Origin of the sequence: Streptomyces sp. 378 (assembly GCF_030124145.1) — a bacterium.
Taxonomy (GTDB): domain Bacteria; phylum Actinomycetota; class Actinomycetes; order Streptomycetales; family Streptomycetaceae; genus Streptomyces.
This window is the reverse complement of sequence record NZ_JASKMS010000004.1, coordinates 144,486-160,290: the sequence shown is the minus strand read 5'-3', so window position 1 is coordinate 160,290 and position 15,805 is coordinate 144,486. Positions and strand designations below refer to the sequence as shown.

At 72.3% G+C, this 15,805-nt stretch carries 16 protein-coding genes and 1 riboswitch; of the genes, 5 read left to right on the top strand and 11 right to left on the bottom strand.

What is annotated here, in order from left to right; genetic code table 11:
- Positions 1–30 precede the first annotated feature (30 nt).
- Positions 31–1,404, top strand: a complete 1,374-nt coding sequence (locus tag QNO09_RS07700; RefSeq protein WP_349636951.1) for a D-alanyl-D-alanine carboxypeptidase family protein — start codon at positions 31–33, stop codon at positions 1,402–1,404.
- Here QNO09_RS07700 and QNO09_RS07695 read toward each other — a convergent pair.
- The 4 genes from QNO09_RS07695 to QNO09_RS07680 are packed head-to-tail and all read right to left on the bottom strand — an operon-like array spanning position 1,352 to position 4,164.
- A complete protein-coding gene (locus tag QNO09_RS07695) occupies positions 1,352–2,269 on the bottom strand; it encodes a YihY/virulence factor BrkB family protein (RefSeq protein ID WP_283969307.1) in 918 nt (305 codons plus the stop codon). The genes QNO09_RS07700 and QNO09_RS07695 overlap by 53 nt on opposite strands.
- The gene (locus QNO09_RS07690; protein WP_283969306.1) at positions 2,257–2,682 is read right to left on the bottom strand and encodes a GtrA family protein; all 426 of its coding nucleotides are present in this window, start codon (positions 2,680–2,682) and stop codon (positions 2,257–2,259) included. The genes QNO09_RS07695 and QNO09_RS07690 overlap by 13 nt, the downstream gene beginning before the upstream one ends.
- A 23-nt stretch (positions 2,683–2,705) precedes the next feature.
- Positions 2,706–3,650 (bottom strand): decaprenyl-phosphate phosphoribosyltransferase, encoded by a 945-nt coding sequence (locus QNO09_RS07685; protein ID WP_283969305.1) that lies wholly within the window; start codon positions 3,648–3,650, stop codon positions 2,706–2,708.
- A complete protein-coding gene (locus QNO09_RS07680; protein ID WP_283969304.1) occupies positions 3,643–4,164 on the bottom strand; it encodes a phosphatase PAP2 family protein in 522 nt (173 codons plus the stop codon). The genes QNO09_RS07685 and QNO09_RS07680 overlap by 8 nt, the downstream gene beginning before the upstream one ends.
- A gap of 133 nt (positions 4,165–4,297) precedes the next feature.
- Here QNO09_RS07680 and dprE1 point away from each other — a divergent pair, with 133 nt between their 5' ends.
- Positions 4,298–5,680 carry a decaprenylphosphoryl-beta-D-ribose oxidase gene (gene dprE1, locus QNO09_RS07675; protein WP_283969303.1) on the top strand — a complete coding sequence of 461 codons (1,383 nt, stop codon included), beginning with the start codon at positions 4,298–4,300 and terminating at the stop codon, positions 5,678–5,680.
- A 22-nt stretch (positions 5,681–5,702) separates the two neighbouring features.
- On the top strand, positions 5,703–6,458 hold the full coding sequence (gene dprE2 / locus QNO09_RS07670; protein ID WP_283969302.1) for a decaprenylphospho-beta-D-erythro-pentofuranosid-2-ulose 2-reductase: 756 nt from the start codon (positions 5,703–5,705) through the stop codon (positions 6,456–6,458).
- Positions 6,459–6,469: 11 nt separating this feature from the next.
- On the opposite strand, the gene QNO09_RS07665 is transcribed toward dprE2, so the two are convergent.
- The 6 genes from QNO09_RS07665 to pdxR form a co-directional block, all read right to left on the bottom strand.
- Complete coding sequence (locus tag QNO09_RS07665) at positions 6,470–7,048, bottom strand: 2'-5' RNA ligase family protein (protein ID WP_283969301.1); 579 nt, start codon at positions 7,046–7,048, stop codon at positions 6,470–6,472.
- 139 nt (positions 7,049–7,187) lie between these two features.
- Entirely contained in the window at positions 7,188–8,201 is a 1,014-nt protein-coding gene (gene trpS / locus QNO09_RS07660) for a tryptophan--tRNA ligase (RefSeq protein ID WP_283969300.1), read from the bottom strand.
- Between the two features lie 340 nt (positions 8,202–8,541).
- Positions 8,542–9,990, bottom strand: a complete 1,449-nt coding sequence (locus tag QNO09_RS07655) for a glycine hydroxymethyltransferase (RefSeq protein WP_283969299.1) — start codon at positions 9,988–9,990, stop codon at positions 8,542–8,544.
- A gap of 33 nt (positions 9,991–10,023) precedes the next feature.
- A riboswitch (ZMP/ZTP riboswitch) is annotated at positions 10,024–10,109 on the bottom strand.
- A gap of 137 nt (positions 10,110–10,246) precedes the next feature.
- Positions 10,247–11,428, bottom strand: coding sequence for a glutathionylspermidine synthase family protein (locus tag QNO09_RS07650; RefSeq protein ID WP_283969298.1), 1,182 nt, complete (start codon positions 11,426–11,428; stop codon positions 10,247–10,249).
- A gap of 17 nt (positions 11,429–11,445) precedes the next feature.
- Positions 11,446–11,799: a hypothetical protein gene (locus tag QNO09_RS07645; RefSeq protein ID WP_283969297.1), complete on the bottom strand. Its 354-nt coding sequence runs from the start codon at positions 11,797–11,799 to the stop codon at positions 11,446–11,448.
- Positions 11,800–12,009: 210 nt separating this feature from the next.
- Positions 12,010–13,398, bottom strand: coding sequence for a MocR-like pyridoxine biosynthesis transcription factor PdxR (pdxR, locus tag QNO09_RS07640; protein ID WP_283969296.1), 1,389 nt, complete (start codon positions 13,396–13,398; stop codon positions 12,010–12,012).
- A gap of 47 nt (positions 13,399–13,445) precedes the next feature.
- On the opposite strand from pdxR, the gene QNO09_RS07635 reads away from it, so the two are divergent.
- Together QNO09_RS07635 and QNO09_RS07630 are read left to right on the top strand one after the other, a co-directional pair.
- Positions 13,446–13,955 carry a carboxymuconolactone decarboxylase family protein gene (locus QNO09_RS07635; RefSeq protein WP_283969295.1) on the top strand — a complete coding sequence of 170 codons (510 nt, stop codon included), beginning with the start codon at positions 13,446–13,448 and terminating at the stop codon, positions 13,953–13,955.
- Positions 13,956–14,115: 160 nt separating this feature from the next.
- Positions 14,116–14,844, top strand: a complete 729-nt coding sequence (locus tag QNO09_RS07630) for an isocitrate lyase/PEP mutase family protein (RefSeq protein ID WP_502962259.1) — start codon at positions 14,116–14,118, stop codon at positions 14,842–14,844.
- Positions 14,845–14,847: 3 nt separating this feature from the next.
- Here QNO09_RS07630 and QNO09_RS07625 read toward each other — a convergent pair whose 3' ends face one another.
- Positions 14,848–15,804: an ABC transporter substrate-binding protein gene (locus tag QNO09_RS07625; RefSeq protein ID WP_283969293.1), complete on the bottom strand. Its 957-nt coding sequence runs from the start codon at positions 15,802–15,804 to the stop codon at positions 14,848–14,850.
- Between the last annotated feature and the right edge of the window lies 1 nt (position 15,805).

Here is a 15,805-nt window from a genome sequence, read left to right as displayed (position 1 = left end):
TCCGACCGTACGGCATGTACGTTTCCGACCGTGCCCGCTCCGCAGCAGACCACCAGGCGATCCCTGCTGGTCACCTCCACCGTCCTGTCGTCCCTGGCCCTGGCCCTGGCCGCGCCCGCCGCCGTCGCCGCACCGAGCCCCTCGGGCAGCCCTTCGAGCAGCCCCTCCGGCAGCCCTTCGAGCAGCCCCTCCGGCAGCCCTTCGGGCAGTCCCTCGGCGAGCCCGTCGGCCACTCCCCCGGCGTCGATGTCGAGCGTGGGCGGCGCCCGGCTCGGCAGGCCGGGGACGCAGGTGAATCTGGCGAGCGGCGTCCCGGTGCTGCCGAAGGACGTCAGCGCCCGGTCCTGGATCGTCGCCGACGCCGAGTCGGGCGAGGTGCTGGCCGCGCACAACGCCCACTGGCGCCTCGCCCCGGCGAGCACCCTGAAGATGCTGTTCGCGGACACGCTGCTGCCGAAGTTCCCGAGGGACACCGAGCACAAGGTCGTCCCCTCCGATCTGGCGGGCATCGGTTCGGGCTCCAGCATGGTCGGCATAAAGGAGGAGGAGACGTACACGGTCCACGATCTGTGGCTGGGCGTCTTCCTGCGCTCCGGCAACGACGCCGTGCGCGTGCTGTCCGCCATGAACCACGGCGTCGAGAACACCGTCAAGGAGATGAACGAGCACGCCGAGGAGCTCCAGGCCCTCGACACGCACGTCGTCAGCCCGGACGGCTACGACGCCGAGGGGCAGGTCTCCTCGGCGTACGACCTGACACTGATCGCCCGCTCCGGGATGCAGAAGAAGGACTTCCGCGAGTACGCCTCGACGGTCAGCGCCAAGTTCCCCGGGAAGACGAAGAAGGGCAAGAAGGGCAAGAAGGTCCGCGAGTCCTTCGAGATCCAGAACACCAACCGGCTGCTGGCCGGCGACTCCGACGTGCCGGTCTACGAGGGCATCGCGGGCGTCAAGAACGGCAACACCACCAACGCGGGCGCCACCTTCACGGGTGTCGCCGAGCGCGGCGGCAAGGTGCTGCTGGTGACGGTGATGAACCCGGAGAAGTCCGAGCACAACGAGGTCTACAAGGAGACCGCCCGGCTGTTCGACTGGGGCTTCAAGGCGGCCGGGAAGGTACGGCCGGTGGGCGAGCTGGTGCCGCCCAGGAGCGCCGCGCGGGCCAGTGCGCAGCCCGGCGCGAACCCCTCCGGCGAGGCCGGTGGCTCCGGGGACGGCGGCGGCGGCACGGCCGGGACCGGTGCGAAGCCGGTGGCCGGCGCACCGACCGCGGACGGCTCCAGCGGCATCGGGACGGCGCTCGGCATCACGGGCGGGGTGCTGGTGCTGCTCGCGGGCGGCGCGTTCCTGGTCAACCGCCGCTGGCCGCTGCCGGATCTGGTGCGCCGTCGGACTCGCCCGTGAGACCCGGGACTTCGTCCTGCTTGCTCCGCGTCGCCGTCCAGGCGGCGCAGAACAGCACCAGCTTCGAGGTGAAGTTGATCCACAGCAGCAGCGCGACGGGGACCCCGAACGCGCCGTACATGCTCTTCGCGGCCACGCCCTGCAGATAGCCGCTGAGCAGCAGCTTCAGCAGTTCGAAGCCGATGGCGCCGGTCAGCGCCGCCACGATGAGGCGGTGGCGCGTCGGCTCGACGCCGGGCAGCAGCGTGAGGACGTAGAGCAGCAGCAGGAAGTTCGCCAGCACGGCGACCAGGAACGCGACGACGTGCAGCAGGACCCCGCCCCAGCCGCCCTCGTCGACACCGAGTTGCCGGGTGACCCAGCCGATCAGCGCGGAGGCGACGGCGGAGGCGGCGATGGTGACGAGCAGCGCGCCGCCGAGGCCGATCAGGACACCCGTGTCCTTGCCGTAGCGCACGGCGGGGTTCTCCTCGTCGTCGTCGAGGTCCCACACCGCCCGCAGGCACTCGCGCATCGAGCCGGCCCAGCTCACCCCGGTGAAGAACAGCAGGGCGCCCGCGATGAGCCCGATCGTGCCGGCGTTGTCCACCAGACCGGCGATGTCCATCTGGTCGGAGATGCCGGGGACCTGCTCGGCGACCTTGTCCCGCAGCCTGTCCTCCTGCTCCGTGCTGAGCGTGGCGGCGGCGATGGTGGCGGACACCGTCAGCAGCGGGAACAGCGCGACGAAACTCCTGAAGGTCATCGCGGCGGCCAGCCGCGTCCACTTCACGCGGTCCAGCCGTTCGTACGACCGCCACACGTGGGTGATCATCAGCCGCTGCGCCCACGGCCCGACCACCGGGAGTCTTTTCAGCCAGTCCATGATCCGACTCTGCCCTCCGCCCGGAACACCCATGTACGGGTACCCCAGAACCGCAGGACTGTGGCCAGCGCCATCCCGACGACTCCGCCGGAGACGGTGTCCGCGCGCTGCGAGGTGAGGCCGAGCCCGTAGTGGCTGACGGCCAGGCAGAGCAGTTGTACGCAGGCTCCGGCGAGGTTCACCGCGAAGAACACCGCGTACGGGCGCGGGCCCCGGGGTCGTGTGGTCCGGTAGGTGCCGAGGGCGTTGCCGGCGTAGGCGACCGTGCAGGCGGCCAGGAAGGACACGGACTTGGCGGTGAGCGGGTCGAGCCCGGCGGGGCCGCGCAGCTGCGTGAAGAGGGCGAGGTCGACTGCGTAGGCGAGGAGACCGGTGGTGGCGAAGCCGATCAGTTCCCGGCGGCACGGGAGCACGTGGGCTCGCCCCGGGCGCGTGGTCACCAATTGGCCACTGCCAGGCCGTACATCGCCACCCAGACCACACCGATGAGGGCGAGGGCGCGGTCGCGCAGGACGACGTCCTCGGGTTCGCCGGCGGTGCCGCGGTCGGCGAACACGGCGTAGCGGAGGATCGCGAGGATGAAGGCGACCATGGACAGCTGCCGCCAGGGCAGCACGCTGGTGTGCGGGACGCCGCCCTCCTCCATGGCCCACAGGCAGTAGCCGAGGACGGCGACCCCGGCCGCGAGCTGCCAGACGAAGCGGAGGTAGCCGGTGGTGTACTCGGTGAGCAACGCCCGTGTGGCGCCCGCCTTTCCGGCCATCTGGACGGCTTCCGAGTAGCGCTTGGCCGACACCATGAACAGCGCGCCGAAGCCGGTGGTGATGAGGAACCAGCGCGACAGCGGGATGCCGAGGGCGAGTCCGCCGACCATGGCGCGCATGAGGAACCCCGTGGTGACGACGGCGAGATCGACGACGAGGACGTGCTTCAGGCTGATGCAGTAGGCCAGTTGCATGCCGAGGTACGCGGTCAGCAGCGCGGCGACGGCCGGACCGCACAGCCAGGCCGCGGCGGCGGGCGCGAGGAGGCCGAGGGTTCCTCCGACGGCGTAGGCCACGGGCACGGGGACCTGCCCGGCGGCGACCGGGCGGTGCCGCTTGGTGGGGTGGGCGCGGTCGGCGTCGGCGTCGCGGGCGTCGTTGACGAGGTAGACGGCGGCGGCGCAGGCCGTGAAGAGGACGAAGACCAGGGCGAGTCGGATCAGGGCGTGCCGCGAGAAGAGCTCGCCGGCGGCGGCCGGGGCGGCGACCACGAGAACGTTCTTGATCCACTGTCTGGGGCGCGCGGTTCTGAGGAGACCGGCCGGGAGACCGCCCTTGCGGGGTGGTGCCGGCCGCTCCTGGCGGGTGCGCTGCCGCAGGACGGTCGTCTCAGCCATGGTGGGCGCCTCCTCGCATCCAGCGGGCGCCGAGCCGGGCCGTGAGGGCGCCCAGCGCCGCGCCCGCGGCCACGTCGGAGGGGTAGTGGACACCGGCCACGAGGCGCGAGACGCACACGGCGGCGGCGAGCGGCGGGACCGCGTGTGCTCCCAGGGCGCCGAAGGCGACGGCGGCGGCCGCCGCCGAGGTGGCGTGCGAGCTGGGGAAGGAGTGCCGGCCGGCGGTGCGCACCAGGGGCTCGACGTGCGCGGGGCGCGGCCTGCGCACGACCCGTTTCACCCCCATGCTGACGAGGTGCGCCCCGGCGGTGAGGGCGGTGCCGCGCAGCCAGACGCCGCGTCTGCCGGCGTCGACGGCGGCTCCGGCGAGCCCCGCCACCAGCCACAGTGCCGCGTGCTCCCCCGCCCAGGACAGGGCACGCGCGGCACCGGCGACGCGCGGGTCGGTGCCGCACGCCCTGAGCGCCGAAACGATCCGGTGGTCCATGTCGTGCAGGTCGTCGAGGTCGTCCATGTGGACTCACTGTTCACGCCCACCAGGCCTGAACTCCGGCAATATTGGGCGACATCCCATTAATCACCCATTTCGGGGAGAGATGCCATGTTCGCTAACTAATCGCTCACAGTAGGGCGATACGGTCGCGGACATGTCTGCCGACACCGATTTCGACCCGGACATCATGGGCCTGGACCACACCACCGTCACGGGCTGGGGCCGCACCGCCCCCACCGCCGCCCGGCTGATCCGCCCACGGACGTACGAGGAGGCCGCGGCGGCCGTCCGGGACTGCGGGGCCCGCGGCGGCATCCCCCGGGGACTGGGGCGGGCGTACGGGGACGCGGCGCAGAACGCGGGCGGCTCCGTGCTCGACATGACGGCCCTGGACCGTGTGCACGCGATCGACGCCGCCGGCGGGACCGTGCTGTGCGACGCGGGGGTCTCCCTGCACCGGCTGATGGAGGTGCTGCTGCCGCTCGGCTGGTTCGTGCCGGTCACCCCCGGCACGCGCTACGTCACCGTCGGCGGGGCGATCGGCGCCGACATCCACGGCAAGAACCACCATGTCTCGGGCTCCTTCGCCCGGCACGTCCTCGCCCTCGAACTGCTCACCGCGGACGGCGAGATCCGCACGGTGATCCCCGGCACACCCCTGTTCGACGCCACCGCCGGCGGCATGGGCCTCACGGGGGTGATCCTCACCGCGACGATCCGGCTGCAGCCGGTGGAGACCTCCCTGGTGTCGGTCGACACCGAGCGCGCGACCGACCTCGACGACCTGATGGCCCGGCTGGCCGCCACCGACCACCGCTACCGCTACTCGGTGGCCTGGATCGACCTCCTGGCCCGCGGCGCCTCGACCGGGCGCGCGGTGCTCACCCGCGGCGACCACGCGCCCGCGGACGCGCTCCCGGCCCGGTTGCGCCGCGACCCGCTGGCCTTCCGCACCTCACGCCTGCCCGCCGCGCCCGCCCTGCTGCCCGAGGGCCTGCTCAGCCGGACGACCGTGGGCCTGTTCAACGAACTCTGGTACCGCAAGGCCCCCCGCGCCCGCACCGGCCGACTCCAGCGGATCTCCGCCTTCTTCCACCCCCTGGACGGCGTGCCGCACTGGAACCGCGTCTACGGCCGCGGCGGCTTCGTGCAGTACCAGTTCGTCGTCGGCCACGGCCGGGAGGACGCCCTGCGCCGCATCGTGCGCCGCATCTCCGAACGCCGCTGCCCGTCCTTCCTGGCCGTCCTCAAGCGCTTCGGGGAGTCCGACCCGGGCTGGCTGTCCTTCCCCGTGCCGGGCTGGACCCTGGCGCTGGACATCCCGGCGGGCCTGCCCGGCCTCGGCGCGTTCCTCGACGAACTCGACGAGGACGTCGCCGCCGCCGGCGGGCGGGTCTACCTCGCCAAGGACGCCCGGCTGCGACCGGAGCTGCTCGCGACCATGTACCCGCGTCTCGACGACTTCCGCGAGCTGCGCGCCGAGCTGGACCCGCGCGGGGTGTTCGTGTCCGACCTGGCCCGCCGCCTCAGTCTGTGAGCAACCTCAAGGAGCTGCTGTCATGAAGGACGCCTTCGGCCTCCCCCAGTCCCTGCTCGTCCTCGGCGGTACGTCCGAGATCGCGCTGGCCACCGCCCGTCGGCTGGTCGCCCGCCGCACCCGTACGGTCTGGCTGGCGGGCCGCCCCTCCCCCGCCCTGGAGGAGGCCGCCGGGCAGCTGCGCGGGCTCGGGGCCGACGTGCACACCGTCGCCTTCGACGCCCTCGACCCGGCCTCCCACGAGGCGGTGCTCGGCAAGGTCTTCGCCGAGGGCGACATCGACATGGTGCTGCTCGCCTTCGGGCTGCTCGGCGACCAGGCCCGCGACGAGCGCGAGCCGGAGGCGGCGGTGCGGGTCGCGCAGACCAACTACACCGGCGCGGTCTCGGCGGGGCTGGTGTGCGCCCGCTCGCTCCAGTCGCAGGGGCACGGCTCGCTGGTCGTGATGTCCTCCGTCGCGGGCGAGCGGGCCCGCCGCGCCAACTTCATCTACGGCTCCAGCAAGGCCGGGCTCGACGCCTTCGCGCAGGGCCTGGGTGACGCGCTGTACGGCACGGGCGTGCACGTCATGGTCGTGCGCCCCGGCTTTGTCCGGACCCGGATGACCGCCGGTCTGCCCGAGGCGCCGCTCGCGACCACGCCCGAGGCGGTCGCGACGGCCGTGGAGCTGGGCCTGCGCCGCCGCTCGGAGACGGTGTGGGTGCCGGGGGCGCTGCGGGTGGTGATGGCGGCGCTGCGGCACCTGCCGCGCGGGGTGTTCCGGCGGCTGCCGGTCTGACCCCGGGCGGGTCAGCGGGTGGGGACCGAGCCGCGCTCCACCCGCCCGGCCTGCGGGGGCACCACGGAGCCGCCGAAGGGGAACTCGCGGAGCTTGCGCCAGACGCCGTCGGCGCCCTGCTCGTAGAGGGCGAAGCCGGTGCAGGGCCACTCGGCCTCGTAGCCGGCGAGTTCCTCGAAGGCGCGGTCCATGGCCGCCTCGTCGATGCCGTGCGCCACCGTGACGTGCGGGTGGTACGGGAACTGCAGGTCGCGCGCGGCCGGCCCGGCGGGGTCGCGGACCTGCTGCTGGAGCCGGGTGCAGGCCTCCGCGCCCGAGACGACCCGGACGTACACCACCGGTGACAGGGGCCGGAAGGTGCCGGTGCCGGACAGCCGCATGGGGAACGGGCGGCCGGCCGCGGCGACCTCGGCCAGATGTGCCTCGACGGCCGACAGGGCGCTCTCGCCGACCTCCGTCGGCGGCAGCAGGGTGACGTGCGTGGGGATGCCGTGAGCCGCGGCGTCGCCGAAGCCCGCGCGCAGCTGCTGGAGCTCGCTGCCGTGAGGCTCCGGGACCGCGATCGAGACACCGATCGTTACGGTCCCCACGTCGTCTCCTGTCGTGTCAGTGTGGCCGCTGGTACGACCACCCGGTTATCGACTGTACGGCCACGGCCGGGTTACGGGCAGGCGCAACCGGAGTGATGTACAGCGCTGTTCGGGGGTACGGCTGTGCGCGGGAGCGGTTTCAGTGCTTGGCGGGCAGGAAGCCGACCTTGTCGTACGCCTGCGCGAGGGTCTCGGCGGCGACCGCGCGGGCCTTCTCGGCGCCCTTGGCGAGGATCGAGTCGAGCGTCTCGGGGTCGTCCAGGTACTGCTGGGTGCGCTCCCGGAACGGCGTGACGAAGTCGACCATGATCTCGGCGAGGTCGGTCTTGAGCGCGCCGTACATCTTGCCGGTGTACTTCGCCTCCAGCTCGCCGATGCTCTCGCCGGTGAGGGTCGAGTAGATCGTCAGCAGGTTGCTGACGCCCGGCTTGTTCTCGGCGTCGTAGCGGATCACCGTGTCCGTGTCGGTGACGGCGCTCTTGACCTTCTTGGCCGTGGCCTTGGGCTCGTCGAGGAGGTTGATGAGGCCCTTCGGCGTGGACGCCGACTTGCTCATCTTGATCGACGGGTCCTGAAGGTCGTAGATCTTCGCCGTCTCCTTGAGGATGTACGGCTTCGGGAGGGTGAAGGTCTCGCCGAAGCGGCCGTTGAAGCGCGTGGCGAGGTCACGGGTGAGCTCGATGTGCTGGCGCTGGTCCTCGCCGACCGGGACCTCGTGGGCCTGGTAGAGCAGGATGTCCGCGACCTGGAGGATCGGGTACGTGAACAGGCCGACCGAGGCGCGCTCGGCGCCCTGCTTGGCGGACTTGTCCTTGAACTGGGTCATCCGGCCGGCCTCGCCGAAACCGGTGAGGCAGTTCATGATCCAGGCGAGCTGGGCGTGCTCGGGGACGTGGCTCTGCACGAAGAGCGTGCAGCGGTCCGGGTCGAGGCCCGCCGCGAGGAGCTGGGCGGCGGCCAGGCGCGTGTTCGCGCGCAGGTCCTTCGGGTCCTGCGGGATGGTGATCGCGTGCAGGTCGACGACCATGTAGAACGCGTCGTGGGTCTCCTGGAGGGCCACCCACTGGCGGACGGCGCCGAGGTAGTTGCCGAGGTGGAACGAGCCGGCGGTGGGCTGGATCCCGGAGAGCACGCGAGGTCGGTCAGAGGCCATGCACACCATTCTCTCAGGTCTCGCGGCCCGATCCGGAACCGGTCGGGAACAGGGGCGACCCCGTTCCGCTCCGGCGGTGTAACAAGAGTGAGGACCCGGGAGGGGCTGCCCCCGTCCATGCGTAGGGGGTGGGGCGGAGCACGGCCGGGGCGGACTGACCGGCCCGGTGCCGGTGCGCGGTGGTGTCCGGTGGGCCGTGGCGGCAGGGTCCTGGGGCTCGTGGCCGGTGCCGGCGGCACGCTGCCGATACGCCGCGCGGCGGCCCGGCGGGAAGCCGGACCGCCGCGGGAGGAGCCGCGTCGGGTGCTGACGACCTGGACCCGTGACCGGGCCGAGGGCGTCAGCCCAGGTCGATCTCCGGGTACAGCGGGAAACCGGCCACGAGGTCGGTGGCGCGCTGGGAGATCTCGTCGGCGATCTTGGCGTCGAGCACGTGGGCCGCCTTGGAGGGGGCGCCCGACTTGGTCGTGCCCGGCTCCGTGGTGGACAGGACGCGGTCGATGAGGCCGGCGACCTCGTCCATCTCGGCGGTGCCCAGGCCGCGGGTGGTCAGGGCGGGGGTGCCGATGCGGATGCCGGAGGTGTACCAGGCGCCGTTCGGGTCGGCGGGGATGGCGTTGCGGTTGGTGACGATGCCCGACTCGAGCAGGGCCGCCTCGGCCTGGCGGCCGGTGAGGCCGTAGGAGGAGGCGACGTCGATGAGGTTCAGGTGGTTGTCCGTGCCGCCGGTCACGAGGGTCGCGCCCCGGCGCATGAGGCCTTCGGCGAGGGCGCGGGAGTTGTCGACGATGCGCTGCGCGTAGTCCCGGAAGGACTCCTGGCGGGCCTCCGCGAGGGCCACGGCCTTGGCGGCCATGACGTGCGGCAGCGGGCCGCCGAGGACCATCGGGCAGCCTCGGTCGACCTGGTCCTTCAGCGAGTCGTCGCACAGGACCATGCCGCCGCGCGGGCCGCGCAGCGACTTGTGGGTGGTCGTCGTCACGATCTGGGCGTGCGGCACCGGGTCGAAGTCGCCGGTCAGGACCTTGCCCGCGACCAGGCCGGCGAAGTGCGCCATGTCGACCATGAGCGTCGCGCCGACCTCGTCGGCGATCTCGCGCATGATCCGGAAGTTCACCAGGCGGGGGTAGGCGGAGTAGCCGGCGACGATGATCAGCGGCTTGAACTCGCGGGCGGAGACGCGCAGGGCCTCGTAGTCGATGAGGCCCGTGGCGGGGTCCGTGCCGTAGGAGCGCTGGTCGAACATCTTGCCGGAGATGTTCGGGCGGAAGCCGTGGGTGAGGTGGCCGCCGGCGTCCAGGGACATGCCGAGCATGCGCTGGTTGCCGAAGGCCTGGCGCAGCTCGGCCCAGTCGGCGTCGGTCAGCTCGTTGACCTGGCGGACACCGGTCTTCTCCAGGAAGGGCACCTCGACGCGGGCGCCGAGGACGGCCCAGAAGGCGACCAGGTTGGCGTCGATGCCGGAGTGCGGCTGGACGTAGGCGTGGCGGGCGCCGAAGAGTTCCCGGGCGTGCTCGGCGGCGAGGGACTCGACGGTGTCGACGTTGCGGCAGCCGGCGTAGAAGCGGCGGCCGATGGTGCCCTCGGCGTACTTGTCGCTGAACCAGTTGCCCATCGCCAGCAGCGTGGCCGGGGAGGCGTAGTTCTCGGAGGCGATCAGCTTGAGCATCTCGCGCTGGTCGGCGACCTCCTGGCCGATGGCGTCCGCCACGCGGGGCTCGACGGCGCGGATCACGTCGAGGGCCGCGCGGTAGGCGGTGGAAGCGGGGGAGAGGGGCTCGGCTGGCATGTGTGGACCTCCGGACGTTGCGTTCAGCGTTCACGGTACGGCCCAGGCGCACGGCTCTCGTCCTTCGGACCGCTCCCCGATGGTTCGTCCATCCCAGCGCGCCAGTCACGGCCCGGCGATCAGCCTACCGGCTGGGCCGGGGAAGCGTCTGCCGGGTTGGCGAGCGTGGCCGGGTGCGGGTGCGTCGTGGCCGGTCGCGCCCACGCGGCGGAGCCGCATAGGTCGCAGCCCCGCGCCCCCTGGGGCGTCGGCCCGGTCAGAGGATCACGTGGGGAAGGAACCGTGCGTACTCGTCGGTGATCAGGCCCGACGACTCGCGGATGCCCAGGCCGGCCGACTCGTTCTCCACCACCCAGGCGCCCAGGACGACGCGGTTGCCGTCGAAGTCGGGGAGGGGCGCCAGTTCCTGGTAGCAGCACGGTTCGTCGCGGAGGGCGGGGTCGGAGCCGGGCTCGTGGATCGTGACGCCGGCGCCCTCGCGCCCGAGGAGGGGCTTGGCCGCCCAGCCCGTGGTGGCGAGGTCCCGGGGGCCGTCCAGGTAGGCCGGGAGGAGGTTGGGGTGGCCGGGGTAGAGCTCCCAGAGGACGGCCAGCAGGGCCTTGTTGCTGAGGAGCATCTTCCAGGCCGGTTCTATCCACAGCGTGGAGCCCGTGCCGCCGCCGTTGTCGAGGGTGTCCAGGACGTGGCCGGCGAAGCGGTCGGCGGTGAGCCATTCCCAGGGGTAGAGCTTGAAGACGCTGCGGATGAAGCGCAGACGCTGGTCGACGAAGCGGCCGGAGAGACGGTCCCAGCCGATCTCCTCCATGGAGATCCAGTCGGTGGCGAGGCCCGCCTGCTCGGCGGTCTCCTTCAGGTAGGCCACCGTCATCATGTCCTCGCCGAGTTCGTCGGCGGAGGAGTACGCGAAGTGGAGGGGGCTGCCGGGCGGGAGCAGGGCGGCCTGGTTCTTCCACGCGTCGATGAGGCGTTCGTGGAGGGAGTTCCACTGGTCGGCGCCGGGGAAACGGTCCTCCATCCAGAACCACTGGGGCGACGCGGCCTCCACCAGTGAGGTGGGGGTGTCGGCGTTGTACTCCAGGAGCTTGGCCGGGCCGGTGCCGTCGTAGCGGAGGTCGAAACGGCCGTAGACGGAGGGGAGTTCGGCACGGCGGTGCCAGGCCTCGGCGACCGCGTCGGCCACGCGGGGGTCGGTGATGCCCAGGTCGGCGAAGCGGCCCGCGGTGACGATGTGGTCGGCCGCCGCCAGGCACATGCGGTGGAGGTCCTCGACCACCTCCTCGAGGGCCTCGATCTCCTCCAGGGAGAAGACGTAGTACGCGCTCTCGTCCCAGTAGGGGCGCAGGGAGTCGTCGGGGTAGCGGGTCAGGGGGTAGATCAGGCCCTGTTCCTCGACGATCTGCTGCCAGCCGGGGCGGGGCTCGGTGATCCGGCGTTCCATCGCTCGCGTCCGCCCGGTCAGCCGCCGCCGCTGCCGGAGCCGGAGCAGCCGAAGCCGCCCCGGTCGACGGCCTCGCTGCGGCTGAAGGTGCCGTGCTCGGCGTAGCCGCCGCTGACGTCGGCGTCGTAGTACCAGTCGGCGTCGGCGGCCCTGGTCGTGCCGCTCTTCTTGCGGCCCTTGCCGGAGGAGGCGGCGCCGGACGCACAGTTCTTGTCGGCGACGATCTTGTAGCCGTTGAGGTAGTCGTAGCTGTCGCGGTCCACACAGCGGCGGTCGGGATCGGAGCCGCACGCGGACAGGGTCGCCGCGAGGACGCCCATGCCGCCCAGCACCACCGTGCTCGAACGCAGCCTTCGCCGTGTCTCAGCCATCTGTGTGTCTCCCCCGGTTCTCCCCGTTGTGCACCGACAGACGGTCAGCCTAGAGATCGCTGTGAACGGGCGTGCACGACCCCCCGCCCATGACCCTTCCCCTGGTGCCGATTTGTGATGTACGGAATGCTGTGCGCCCTTGATGCGGCTGCCCGAGCGGGCCCTGGCACTGGGCCTGGGGGCGGGGCTCGGACGGTGCAGTGCGCGCAGTCACCCGGGCAGTACCGCGCACAGCGCGTCCAGCGCGCCGGACCACGCGTGGTCCGGGGGTGTCCCGTATCCGACGACCAGGGCGTCGAGCGGCTCGACCCGCGCGTCGGGGTGGCCGAACCGGGCGAGTCCGTGCAGGGCGAGGCCTCGCCAGTGGGCCGCCTGGATCACCGACTGCTCGGTGCCGGGCGGCAGCCGCAGCAGGACGTGCAGACCCGCCGCGATGCCGGTGACACGGGTCTGCGGGGCCCTGGCCGTCACGGCGGCGACCAGGGCGTCCCGGCGGCGCCGGTAGCGCAGGCGGGTCGCGCGGACGTGCCGGTCGTAGACACCGGAGGTGAGGAACTCGGCCAGGGTCAGCTGGTCCAGCGCCCCGCAGGAGTCGACGCCGCCCTTCGCCGCCGCGACCTCCTCGGCGAGGCCCGGCGGCAGCACCATCCAGGCCAGCCGCAGCCCCGGCGCGAGGGATTTGCTCGCGGTGCCCAGGTAGACCACCCGGTCGGGGTCCAGGCCCTGGAGCGCCCCGACGGGCTGCCGGTCGTAGCGGAACTCACCGTCGTAGTCGTCCTCCAGCACCAGCCCGCCGGTGCGCCGCGCCCAGTCCACGACGGCCGCGCGGCGGTCGCGGTGCAGGGGCACGCCCATGGGGAACTGGTGGGCGGGGGTGAGCAGCAGCGCGTCGGCCCCGGACAAGCCGCCCGGGTCGGTGCCGAGCCGGTCGAAGGGCAGCGGGGCGGTGTCCAGGCCGCGGTCGGCCAGGATGTTCCGGTGCGCGTCGAGTCCGTACGACTCGACCGCGACCAGCGCCGCTCCGCGCGCCCGCAGCACCGTGCCGAGCAGTTTCAGGCCGTGTGCGAACCCGGCGCACACCACGATCCGTTCGGGTTCGGCGCGCACGCCCCGGGCCCGTGAGAGGTACCCGGCGAGCGCGGCCCGCAGCTCGGGGCGGCCGCGGGGGTCGCCGTAGTCGAGGGCGTGGTACGGGGCGGCGGCGAGGGCGCGGCGGGCGGCCCTGAGCCACTCCGCGCGTGGGAAGGAGGCGAGGTCGGGGCTGCCGGGGCGCAGGTCGTAGGCCGGGCGGGTGCGGGCGCGGGGGTGGGGTGCCGTGCCGGACGGCGGGACGACCTCGCGCGCGGCGACCCGGGTGCCCGAGCCCTGCCGGGCGGTGAGCCACCCCTCGGCGACCAGGTCGGCGTAGGCGTCGGCGACCGTGTTGCGGGCGATGCCCAGGTCGGCGGCGAGCGCGCGGGAGGAGGGCAGCCGGGTGCCGGGGGCCAGCCGGCCGGAGCGCACCGCCTTGCGCAGGGCGTCCGTCAGTCCTCGGCGCAGGCCCGGCCCGGTCGGCTCCACATGCAGGTCGATGCCCAGAGTGGCCCACGGCTTTGCCATGGAAATGGACCATACTCCTGGGTGACTTCCTTCCTAGGATCGAGGGCATGACGACGCACACCGACGAGACCGAGGCCGTGGAGTACGCCCCCGAGCAGCCCGCCCGGCTGGAGTGGGCCAAGCACGCGCCCGAGGTCTACAAGGCGATGGTCCGGCTGGACACCGCCGCCCGGAAGGGCCTCGACCACAAGCTGTACGAGCTGGTGAAGATCCGCGCCTCCCAGATCAACCACTGCGCGTTCTGCATCGACATGCACACCAAGGACGCCCTCGCCTCGGGCGAGAGCGTCGAACGGATCGTGCAGCTCAGCGCCTGGGAGGAGTCCCGGCACTTCTACACCGCGAAGGAGACCGCGGCCCTGGAGCTGACGGAGGCGGTGACGGTCCTGACGGACGGTTTCGTGCCGGACGACGTCTACGCGCAGGCGGCCGAGCACTTCGAGGAGGCGGAGCTGGCGCAGCTCATCGCGGCGATCACGGTCATCAACGCCTGGAACCGGTTCGGGGTGACCTGCCGTATGACGCCCGGGCACTACCAGCCGGGCCAGTACAAGTGACGCCCCGCACCCGGCTGCCGGACCCGGCGGTCGGCCGGGCCATGCCGGCTCTCGGCGCCACCGCGAAGAAGGGAACGCGGCCGGCCCGTGTGATCGGGCCGGTCGTCGCCGTCAACCACGGGAACCGGGTGATGGCCGGTCGCCGGATTCCGCCAGGGGGATGCACGCCGTGAGCAAGGTCGAGACGTTCCGCGCCCTGCACCACCACCGGGTGCCGGGGGATCCGCTGGTGCTGCCCGGGCCCTGGGACGCGGCCAGTGCGCGGGTGTTCGCCGAGGCCGGGTTCCCGGCGCTCGCCACGCCCAGCGCCGGGGTCGCCGCCTCCCTCGGTTACGAGGACGGGCAGGTCCCGGCCGACGAGATGTTCGCGGCGGTCGCCCGGATCGCCCGGGCCGTCGACGTGCCCGTGTCGGCGGACGTGGAGGGCGGATACGGGCTCGCGCCGAAGGAGCTGGTGGAGCGGCTGCTGGAGGTGGGGGCGGTCGGCTGCAACCTGGAGGATTCCGCGGACGGGGTGCTCAAGGACCCCCGCGCGCACGCCGGTTGGCTGGCCGAGGTGCGGGAGGCGGCCGGGGACCGGCTGTTCGTCAACGCGCGCGTCGACACCTTCGCCCGCGGGGTCGACGATCCCGGACAGGCCATCGAGCGGGCCGCGTTGTACGTGGCCGCGGGGGCCGACTGCGTGTACCCGATCGGCGCCCCGCCGGAGGTGCTGCCGCTGCTGCGGGCCGGGATCCAGGGGCCGATCAACGTCGGGGCCCCGGCGGAGGGTGGCCCCTCGCCCGCCGAACTCGGGGCGAAAGGGGCCACCCGGATCACCTTCGGGCCGGGACTCCAGCGGCGGGCCACCCGGGCCCTGCGGGAGATCGCCGACCGACTGAGCCGGTGAACGTCAGGACAGCCACTTCTTCCACGTGGAGGGGTGGCTGTCCACCCACTTCTTCGCCGCGTCCTCCGGCGTCATCTTCTTGTCGGCGATCATCAGGGAGACCTCGTTCTGGTCCTCGGTCGTCCACTTGAACTTCTTCAGGAAGGCCGCCGCCTTGCCGCCGTTCTCCGCGAAGTCCGCGTTGAGGTACTTCTGCAGCGGGGTGTGCGGGTAGGCGCAGGCGACCTTGTCCGGGTCGGCGTCGCAGCCCTCCTTGTACTCCGGCAGCTTCACCTCGGTCATCGGGACCTTCTTGAAGAGCCACTGCGGCGAGTACCAGTAGGTGAGGAAGGGCTTCTTCTCCTTGGCGAACTGCCGGATCTGCGTGATCTGCGCCGCCTCGGACCCGGCGAACACCACCTTGTAGTCCAGCTTCAGGTTCTTCACCAGCGCCTTGTCGTTGGTGACGTAGGACGGCGAACCGTCCATCAGCTGGCCCTTGCTGCCGCTTTCGGGAGTGCGGAACAGCTCGGCGTACTTGTTGAGGTTCTTCCAGTGGGTGATGTCGGGGTGCTGCTCGGCGAGGTACGTCGGGACGAACCAGCCGATGTGGCCGGTGACGCCGAGTCCGCCGCCGCGCACGATCGTCTTCTTGTCCTTGACGTAGCGCTGCTCCTGCTCGGGATGGCCCCAGTCCTCCAGGAGCGCGTCGACGCGGCCCTGGCTGAGGGCGTCCCAGGCGGGCACCTCGTCGACCTGGACGGTGTCGACGCGGTAGCCCAGCTCGTGCTCCAGGATGTACTGGGCGACGGCCACGTTCGACTGGGCGCCCACCCAGGACTGCACGGACAGGGTGACGGTCTTCGCGCCCTGCGCGTTGGCGAAGGGCGAGGCCTGCTTGGTCATGTCGGCGGCACCGCAGCCGGTGAGCAACGCCAGGGAGCTCACCGCGGCGAGCGCGGCAGTGATACGGACGCGCATG

Excerpts from the sequence above, each read along its gene's own strand:
- QNO09_RS07685 (WP_283969305.1), bottom strand. The coding sequence starts at position 3,650 with ATGGCTGAGACGACCGTCCTGCGGCAGCGCACCCGCCAGGAGCGGCCG.
- QNO09_RS07630 (WP_502962259.1), top strand. The coding sequence starts at position 14,116 with ATGCACGCCGTGAGCAAGGTCGAGACGTTCCGCGCCCTGCACCACCAC.
- QNO09_RS07625 (WP_283969293.1), bottom strand. The coding sequence starts at position 15,804 with ATGCGCGTCCGTATCACTGCCGCGCTCGCCGCGGTGAGCTCCCTGGCG.
- dprE2 (WP_283969302.1), top strand. The coding sequence starts at position 5,703 with ATGAAGGACGCCTTCGGCCTCCCCCAGTCCCTGCTCGTCCTCGGCGGT.
- trpS (WP_283969300.1), bottom strand. The coding sequence starts at position 8,201 with ATGGCCTCTGACCGACCTCGCGTGCTCTCCGGGATCCAGCCCACCGCC.
- QNO09_RS07695 (WP_283969307.1), bottom strand. The coding sequence starts at position 2,269 with ATGGACTGGCTGAAAAGACTCCCGGTGGTCGGGCCGTGGGCGCAGCGG.
- QNO09_RS07680 (WP_283969304.1), bottom strand. The coding sequence starts at position 4,164 with ATGGACGACCTCGACGACCTGCACGACATGGACCACCGGATCGTTTCG.
- dprE1 (WP_283969303.1), top strand. The coding sequence starts at position 4,298 with ATGTCTGCCGACACCGATTTCGACCCGGACATCATGGGCCTGGACCAC.
- pdxR (WP_283969296.1), bottom strand. The coding sequence starts at position 13,398 with ATGGCAAAGCCGTGGGCCACTCTGGGCATCGACCTGCATGTGGAGCCG.
- QNO09_RS07655 (WP_283969299.1), bottom strand. The coding sequence starts at position 9,990 with ATGCCAGCCGAGCCCCTCTCCCCCGCTTCCACCGCCTACCGCGCGGCC.
- QNO09_RS07650 (WP_283969298.1), bottom strand. The coding sequence starts at position 11,428 with ATGGAACGCCGGATCACCGAGCCCCGCCCCGGCTGGCAGCAGATCGTC.
- QNO09_RS07635 (WP_283969295.1), top strand. The coding sequence starts at position 13,446 with ATGACGACGCACACCGACGAGACCGAGGCCGTGGAGTACGCCCCCGAG.
- QNO09_RS07645 (WP_283969297.1), bottom strand. The coding sequence starts at position 11,799 with ATGGCTGAGACACGGCGAAGGCTGCGTTCGAGCACGGTGGTGCTGGGC.